At 32.7% G+C, this 7,407-nt stretch carries 7 protein-coding genes; 6 read left to right on the top strand and 1 reads right to left on the bottom strand.

Annotated features, from left to right (window positions below; genetic code table 11):
• Positions 1-66 precede the first annotated feature (66 nt).
• Positions 67-366 (bottom strand): DUF5320 domain-containing protein, encoded by a 300-nt coding sequence (locus PKN74_RS07470; RefSeq protein WP_472310133.1) that lies wholly within the window; start codon positions 364-366, stop codon positions 67-69.
• Positions 367-647: 281 nt separating this feature from the next.
• Here PKN74_RS07470 and PKN74_RS07465 point away from each other — a divergent pair, with 281 nt between their 5' ends.
• From PKN74_RS07465 to PKN74_RS07440, 6 genes are all read left to right on the top strand, one after another.
• The gene (locus PKN74_RS07465) at positions 648-1,682 is read left to right on the top strand and encodes a LacI family DNA-binding transcriptional regulator (protein WP_472310131.1); all 1,035 of its coding nucleotides are present in this window, start codon (positions 648-650) and stop codon (positions 1,680-1,682) included.
• 12 nt (positions 1,683-1,694) lie between these two features.
• Entirely contained in the window at positions 1,695-2,678 is a 984-nt protein-coding gene (galT, locus tag PKN74_RS07460) for a galactose-1-phosphate uridylyltransferase (protein ID WP_472310129.1), read from the top strand.
• 4 nt (positions 2,679-2,682) lie between these two features.
• Complete coding sequence (locus PKN74_RS07455; RefSeq protein ID WP_472310127.1) at positions 2,683-3,837, top strand: galactokinase; 1,155 nt, start codon at positions 2,683-2,685, stop codon at positions 3,835-3,837.
• A 377-nt stretch (positions 3,838-4,214) separates the two neighbouring features.
• A complete protein-coding gene (locus tag PKN74_RS07450; protein ID WP_472310125.1) occupies positions 4,215-5,372 on the top strand; it encodes a glycoside hydrolase family 53 protein in 1,158 nt (385 codons plus the stop codon).
• A 204-nt stretch (positions 5,373-5,576) separates the two neighbouring features.
• On the top strand, positions 5,577-6,782 hold the full coding sequence (locus tag PKN74_RS07445; protein ID WP_472310123.1) for a sugar ABC transporter substrate-binding protein: 1,206 nt from the start codon (positions 5,577-5,579) through the stop codon (positions 6,780-6,782).
• Positions 6,783-7,181: 399 nt separating this feature from the next.
• On the top strand, positions 7,182-7,407 hold a 226-nt coding region (locus PKN74_RS07440), incomplete at its 3' end, for a beta-galactosidase (RefSeq protein WP_472310121.1).

Below are 7,407 nucleotides of genomic sequence, written 5' to 3'. Positions count from 1 at the left end.
GTTGAATTGTAAAAGCTTGCACAACTCATTTTTATTCAAAAAATGAGTTGTGCTATGGTGATAAACTTATTCTTCTTTCCCAGTACTGCCAGTCTCTTTTAATATTTTTTCTATGTAGTTTAATTCTTCTTGTAAGTACTGTCTTTTCAGCTCTAACAAAGCTCTGTCATCTCTTAAGGAAGAAGCCGGATAGTCATATGCCCCTGCCCATCTACCATATCCCCTAGGTCCAGGACCCCAACCATGTCTATACCCATGTCTATGTCTGTGTCTATACCCGCCTCCATATCCTCTGCCGCACCATCCATATCCTCTACCTGTCATAGGGCCTAAACCCCAGGGACCTGTTCCATCTAGATTTGGCATGATATTACCTCCTTTCATATATATGATTATTTCATATATATTATATCATAATAATTTCTTTTGTCAATAATCCGAAGTAGATTTTATTTAATTTTTGAATAAAGGTTAACATAATTAAAAATCTTGTGGTGTAAAAATAGTATAAAAGTAGAAAAAACATTTTGTTTTTTTATTCTTTTAGTGTAAAATGGTATTAGTACCGTTAACGTTACCAAAAAAATATTTCCAAAAAAGGTTATAATTGGAATTGATGAGCGACTTAATATATTCTGTAAAAGGTGGTGATTAAGTTAACTCAAGCAAAGTTTGTAACTCTCAAAGATATTGCCGAAAAAGCTGGAGTATCTGTAAATACTGTTTCCAGAGCGTTGAATAATAAACCAGATATCAATCCTAAAACAAAAGAAAAGATTGAAAAAATAGCAGAAGAACTTGGCTACGTAAAAAACTCATATGCCACGATGTTAAAATCTCAAATAAGTAACACCATTGGAGTTATAGTTCCAGACAGTTCTAACCCTTTTTTCTCTGAAGTGTTTAAAGGTATTGATAAAGCAGCAAAAGAAAAAGACTATCAAATAATAATGATGAACTCTGAAGGTATATATGAAAACGAAGAAAAATTCATTCGGACACTCCTTGAACGTAGAGTGGATGGTATCCTTTTATTTCCAATGCAAAAAAGTTATGAAGATATAAAAGACCTGATAAAAGAAAGGTTCCCTATAATATTAGTTGGTAGGGAATATGACGGCTGGGATGTTGACCAAATATTTAGTGATGAGATAAAAGGTGGTTACATAGCCACAAAGTATTTAATACAAAAAGGCTGTAAAAAGATAAAGATGATAACTGATGAATTATATAATTCTGCTTCATTTGGTAGAATACAAGGTTTTAAAAAAGCACTTACCGAAAGGGGATTAAAAGTGCAAGACGAAGATATAAAAATTTGCGATAAAATACATGAAGGTTACCATATTCAAGCAGGTTATGATGAGACAATAAAAATGCTCAAACAAAAAGATAAATTCGATGGCATATTTTGCTATAATGACCTAATAGCCTATGGTGCTATAAAAGCATTAAAAGAACATAAAATCAAAATACCAAATGACGTTAGAATAGTAGGCTATGATGATATTACCTTTTCAAAATTAATTGAACCTGAATTAACAACTGTTAGAGTTAACAAAACAGAAATGGGTTATGAAGCATTTAATATGATATACAAAAGAATAAAAGCTAAAAGAATGGACAATTCTTTTGTCAAAAAGATTTTGGATGTCGAACTTATTGTTAGAGAATCTGCTTAAGGAGGGGTGAATATGGCAGAATTACGATGGAATCCATTATTAAAAACATGGACAATGGTTGCAGATAATAGACAAAACAGACCCCATCTTCCAGAGGATTGGTGTCCTTTTTGTCCTGGACCAGGAAAAAAAGTTCCTGAACACTACGATGTTTATGCTTATGACAATGACTTTCCTGCTTTAAAATTAGACCCTGATGAACCAAATGTTACCGGTTCAGAGTTGTATAAAGTTGAAAAAAACTATGGAAAATGTGAGGTTATCTTATACTCTCCTGATCACAATACAACGTTACCTCAATTATCAATTGAACATATATATAAACTTGTTAATCTTTGGGTTGATAGATTCAACGAGTTATCTAAAGACGAAAAAATTAAATACATTTTTCCCTTTGAAAATAGAGGAAAAGAAGTAGGAGTGACGATGCTTCATCCTCATGGTCAATTATATGCATATTCATGGCTTCCATTGAAGATAAAGGTGGAACTCGATAGTTGTAAAGAATATTACGAAGGCAATGAAAGATGTCTTATTTGCGATATGAATAAAGAGGAAAAAGATTTTAAAAAGCGCATGCTTTTTGAAAATGATTCTTTCCTTGTTTATCTTCCTTTTTTCACCGATTATCCCTATGGTGCTTTTATTGTAAGTAAATATCATAAGGGAAACCTTTCAGAGTTCACAGACAAAGAAAAATGGGATTTAGCTGATGCTTTAAAATTATTGACAGGAGGTTTCGATACACTTTTTGATAAGCCTTTTCCTTATATGATGAATGTTCATCAAACACCTGTAAACGTTAAAGAATATAAAGATTCTAATAAATACTATCATTTCCATATAGAATTTTATCCGCCGCTTCGAGACAAGGACAAAATAAAATGGTACGCGTCAAGTGAAATGGGTGCATGGGCTGCAGCTAATACTCTTGCTGTAGAAGAAACGGCGGTAACTTTAAGAAATGCCATAGAAGAATTTAAAAAAAGAGGTTGAAACAATGAACTTAACAACTAAATTTCAAAATATCTATGGAAGAACAGAAAGAACAATTTATCATTTTTTTTCACCTGGAAGGATTAACTTAATAGGGGAGCATATCGATTATAATGGCGGATACGTTCTTCCTGGAGCAATTAATCTTGGAATATATGGAGCTATGTCTCCAAGAAATGATGAAAGGATACATTTAAAATCTATCGATTTTTCTAGTGAATTAGAAGTAGATTTAAACAAAACTATAGAATATAAAAGCGAAGATGGCTGGGGCAACTACGCAAAAGGTGTAATCAAATTTCTATTGGAAGACGGATATTCATTGAAAGGCTGTAATATATTGATAAAGGGAGACCTTCCCCATGGTGCCGGTCTTTCATCTTCAGCAGCTTTAGAAGTTCTGATTGGATACATGTTACTATTTCTCATCCAAAAACCAGAAGAAATAGACAAAAAATACCTTGCATTATTGGGACAAAGAGTAGAAAATAAATTTATTGGCGTTAACTCAGGCATAATGGATCAATTCACTGTGGCTAACGCAAAGAAAGATCACGCCTTATTATTAAATACACAAAATCTTTTGTATGAACATATACCTTGTTACTTAAATGGATATTCTTTAGTTATAATGAATACCAACAAAAGAAGAGAACTAGCTACTTCAAATTACAATCAAAGAAGACAAGAATGTGAAAATGCTTTAGAAACTATAAAAAAAGAAAAAAAAGAGAACATAAATAATTTGTGTGTGTGTACACTTGATGATTTAAAATACATAAAAAATGAAATTGAATACAAAAGAGCAAAGCATGTTATAACAGAAAATCAGAGAGTTATCAAGGCTGCAGAGTTGTTGAAGATCAACGATTTAAAAGGTTTTGGTGAGCTATTAGTTCAATCTCATAATTCTTTAAAATATGACTACCAAGTAACAGGATTTGAATTAGATACAATTGTGGAAGAGGCTTTAAAAACGCCTGGGTGTATTGGTGCACGAATGACTGGAGCAGGATTTGGAGGATGTGCTATAGCTTTGGTTGAGAACAATAATGTAGAATCTTTCATAAAAATCGTGTCTAAAAATTATCATGAAAAAACAAAATTAAAGCCAGAATTTTATGTAACTACACTTGAAAATGGAGTTAGACAGCTCTAGCTTATCAAATAAACACTCTAAAAAACTTGAATAAATATGAATTATTTGTTTTAAAAGATAACCCCTTGTTAACAAGGGGTTATTTATTTACAAATTTTTTAAGAAAAAGAGAAAAATACAGATATTTTTAGTTAATCCATTCTATTTCATTTTAATTTCTTCTAAACACCTAAAAACCAATTTTGCTTTTAATGTAAACATCGATATAATTGTATTGGTATCGTTAACGGTATCGATAAATAATCTACTACAATCTTTCTAGTATTTTTCACTTTTTTAAAATGATAAAATTTTCTTATTTACTCGTATTATTTGTTGTAAACTTAGATTTTACTTCTCAAAAAATACTCATGTGAAAAAAGTCAAGGAGGCTAAGAATGAAGAATATACGTTTATCAATTATTTTATTTCTTTTGTTAGGAGGTATCTTTTCTACAATGTTTTCTTCTTCATATTCCAAAGAATTACAAGGACACTTAATAAAAGGTGCAGATATTTCCACATTATATGAAATAGAATCTTACGGTGGTAAATATTTCCAAAATGGTTTAGAAAGAGACCTTCTAGATATTTTACAAGAAAATGGTTTTAATTGGATAAGGTTAAGGCTTTGGGTGGATCCGGACAACAAAGGCGGAGGTAATTGTGGTTTAGAAAGAACTCTAGCCATTGCAAAAAGAGCAAAAGATAAAGGATTTAAGTTTTTATTAGATTTCCATTATAGCGATTGGTGGGCTGATCCAGGAAAACAAGAAATACCAGAAGCTTGGGAAAATCTATCTTTTGAAGAGCTAAAATTAGCTGTTTACGAATATACAAAAGATGTAATAACTATATTAAAGAATGAGGGAGCTCTTCCAGATATGGTACAGATTGGAAACGAAATCAGAAGCGGTATTCTATGGCCTTATGGAAAAACTTGGGCTGCAGCTGGCGAAGAAGTTGGTGGATTTGAGGGGCTTGCAACACTGTTGAACTCAGGAATCCAAGGAGTTAAAGATAGTCTTTCAAAAGATGAAGAGGTTCTTATTATGCTTCATACAGATCAAGGTGGAGATAATGGAGCAGCTAGATGGCTCTTTGACGGCATAATTGGACAGGGAGTAGAATTCGATATTATAGGTCTTTCGTATTATCCATATTGGCATGGAACCATAGATGATCTCAAATACAATATGAAAGATATCACCCAAAGATACGATAAAGATGTTATTATAGCTGAATTTGCTTATGCTTGGACCTTAGAAAATGGTGATAATCATCTTAATATCTTTGGAGAAGAACAGGCAAGAATTGCGGGATTTCCTGCATCTGTTGAAGGACAGAAACAAGCAATTAATGCTGTTATGGAAGCAGTGAATCAGGTTCCAAACGGTAGGGGAGTTGGTGTTTTTTACTGGGAACCCGCTTGGATTCCAGTAGAGGGGGTAGGCTGGAAAACAGGAGAAGGCAACGCTTGGGATAATCAAACATTGTTTGATTTTGGGGGCAACGCTCTTGATTCTTTAAAATATTTTGGCATGTGGGAAAAGTAGCGATACAGAATACAATTTTTTAGAATTTTATGAAATAAACTTCGATGGGTACAAGGGCGGAGCTCCCGCCAGCTTCGTTTACTATAATATAAGAATATAACTTAAATTTTTTTAAAAATTAAAAACACTCTTATTCCTTTATTAAAGATATATTTAGAACTTTTAAAGTAGTTTAATAAAAATTACGCTAAGGAGGATGTAAAGATGAAAAAGTTTGTTGCCGTTTTATTACTTGTAACATTATCGATAACTTCTTTGTTTTCAGTAACCTTAACTGTTTGGAGTTCAGAAAAACAACAAGATTTCATTCGCAAGGTTGGTCAAGAGTTTACCAGAGATACAGGAGTAACAGTTGAAGTTCAACAGATTACTTTTGGAGATATTAAAACTAAGTTTCTTACGGCAGCACAAGCTGGCGAAGGGCCAGATATTATAATAGGAGCTCAAGATTGGTTAGGAGAACTTGTTGTTAACGGATTGTTAGAACCAATTCCAAGATCTGCTTTAGAACTTGATAAATTTGCAGAATCTGGAATTCAAGCATTTACTTATGAAGGTGTTTTATATGGAGTACCTTACGCTATAGAAAGTCAAGCACTATTTTATAACAGAGATTATATAAGTGATGATGAAGTTCCAACAAACATTAATGATTTAAAAAGAATAGCAAAACAATTTACTACACCGGATACCGCTGGATTCCTTTTTTCTGCAGGAGAATTATACTATTCTTACGCTTTCATTTCGGCTTTGGGAGGATATGTATTTAAGTACGATCCAAAAACCGGTTACGATGTTTCAGATATTGGATTAAACAATGAAGGAGCTATTAAAGCAGCCTATTTGATTAAAAGTTTCTTTGATGAAGGTATTATTCCTTATGGTGTAAACTATAACATTGTAGATTCAATGTTTTTAGATGGTTTAGCAGCAATGATAATTAATGGACCTTGGGCAGTGAAATCTTATCTTGACGCAGGAATCGATTTCGGGGTTATTCCATTAACAAAAATAGAAGTAGAACCAGGTAAAACAATGAAACCTTTTGTCGGAGTCCAAGCGTTAATGATCAATTCTAAGTCTTCTAATAAGGCTTTTGCAATGGAATTTGTTATTAATTATCTCGCTACAGCAGAAGGAATATATGAATTCTATATAGCAGATCCAAGATTACCATCGAGGACTGATGTTGTTCAAATAATTGAAGAACAAGGCGGACCCGTGCCTGCAAATATCGTTGCAGCATTCACTGAAAGTGCTGCAGGAGGAGATCCTATGCCAAATATTCCTGAAATGGCTGTAGTATGGTCTCCGATGGATGATGCGTTAAGTAATATAATTAACGGGATACAAAAACCTGAAGAGGCTCTTAATGATGCAGTATCTAAGATAAAAGCTGGTTTAAAATAAGTTTTAAAAAGACTTATTATCGATTATTTTGTAGGGTGTTTATTTAATTCGAATATTTTGCTAATGAAAAATTTCAAAAAAAGTTTCGAAGTTAATTGGGTTATGGGGCGCAGATTTCTTTAATAATTTAATAGGCAAGGTCGGGCAACTTATTTCAAACACTCAGATTCCCAATTTGTATCTCTTGCAACTAAAAAACTTTGAAATTATTAATGATTACAATGCTGCGCCCTCCCCCTCACCTTCGTTAAATGTACCGAAAAAGCTAAAGAAACTAACAATCAATAAGGAATAAAAAAGGAGAAACTTTTACAAAAATCTAAATCTAAAATACCTACATGACTTGATTTTTATAATTCCTAAAGTGATTAATAAAATATTTTTTTAGGAGGATGTTAAGTGAAAAACAAATACAACCCAATTTGTAAAAAAGCTCCACATTTTCTCCATGGAGCGGATTATAATCCTGATCAATGGCTCAAGTATCCTGAAGTTCTTGAAGAAGACATCAGACTTATGAAACTTGCTAAGTGTAATGTTATGTCTGTAGGGATTTTTGCATGGAGCACTCTTGAACCTGAAGAAGGAAAGTTTAATTTTGAATGGTTGGACGAAGTTATTGATC

It is taken from the genome of Defluviitoga sp., from assembly GCF_035349255.1.
Taxonomy (GTDB): Bacteria; Thermotogota; Thermotogae; order Petrotogales; family Petrotogaceae; genus Defluviitoga.
This window is presented reverse-complemented; position numbering and strand designations above follow the sequence as displayed.